Source organism: Novosphingobium sp. SG707 (genome assembly GCF_012275515.1).
Taxonomy (GTDB): Bacteria; Pseudomonadota; Alphaproteobacteria; order Sphingomonadales; family Sphingomonadaceae; genus Novosphingobium.
Genome location: NZ_JAAZQL010000040.1, coordinates 1 through 1,173, shown reverse-complemented (window position 1 = coordinate 1,173; position 1,173 = coordinate 1). Strand labels below are relative to the sequence as shown.

The following is a 1,173-nucleotide window of genomic DNA, read 5'->3' as shown; positions in this document are numbered from 1 at the left end:
CGCCTTCTCACTCCCCCATTTATCCGACGTCAGGTTGGGTTGGTTGCATGTTGGTCATGCCACCACTGCCGCCTGCGCCGGAACTCGATAATCCTCGTTTTTCGTCATCAGCGCCCAGATCGTCCGCGCCATCTTGTTGGCTAAGGCGATCGCCACCAGCATTCTGGGCTTTCGCGCTGCGATGTGTGCCAGCCATGATGTCTCCGGGATCGATTTCCGCCCCAGCCGGTTCAGCCGCGACATCGCGCCGATAATCAGCAGCCTGCGGATATCTGCTTGGCCCGCCTTCGAGATGCGCCCGAGCCGTTCCTTGCCGCCTGAAGAGAACTGACGCGGAACAAGACCGAGCCAGGCGGCAAAGTCACGGCCGCACTTGAAGTTCTCCATCGGCGGAGCAAAGGCCTCGACTGCCAGCGCAGTCAGAGGGCCAACACCAGGGATGGTCTGCAAACGCCGCGCCGTATCGGCCTCGACCGCCAGCGCCTTGATCTTCGTGGTCCGGGCATTGATGCGCACCGTCTGCTCAGCGATCTGTTCCAGCAACTCTGCGCATTCCTCGCGCATCAAAGCGGGCAGATCGCTGTTCGGCGTATCCAGAATTTCCGCGACCCGTTTAATCTGGTGCGCGCCCTGCGGAATGATATGCCCATACTCATAAAGGCAAGCCCGAAGCGCGTTGATCAGTTCGGTGCGTTGGCGGACGAGTCGTTCGCGGGCGCGAAACAGGATCGCCCGGCTTTGTTGCTCGGCGGTCTTGGGTTCTACAAAACGCATCTCGGGCCGCTGTGCCGCGATGACGATGGCCTCCGCGTCCGCCGCATCATTCTTTTGCCGCTTCACGAACGGCCTCACATACTGGGCTGCAATCAGCTTCACCTCATGGCCAAGCCTGACCATCTCGCGCGCCCAGTAATGCGCACTGCCACAAGCCTCCATCACAACCACTGCGGGCGGCTGCCCGGCCATGAAGCTTCGGAACTTCTCCCGGGACAACTTCCTGCTGAACCGTAGCTGCCCGGTCATCGACGCCGCGTGCAGCTGAAAAACATTCTTTGCCAGGTCCACCCCGATCATCGTATCCTTCATCACGGTTGCCGTCCTTCCCGCTCTGTGGCTGTAAACACCACTTTCCTGGCACATTGCGATGCCGTCTGGGGAGGGCGGCAACCACCC

Annotated in this window: 1 protein-coding gene; it reads right to left on the bottom strand. The window is 61.0% G+C overall.

Translation table 11 applies throughout. The annotated features are described in order from the left end of the window. Window positions 1-54: 54 nt before the first annotated feature. On the bottom strand, window positions 55-1,086 hold the full coding sequence (locus FHW92_RS25495) for an IS110 family transposase (protein ID WP_168606088.1): 1,032 nt from the start codon (window positions 1,084-1,086) through the stop codon (window positions 55-57). Between the last annotated feature and the right edge of the window lie 87 nt (window positions 1,087-1,173).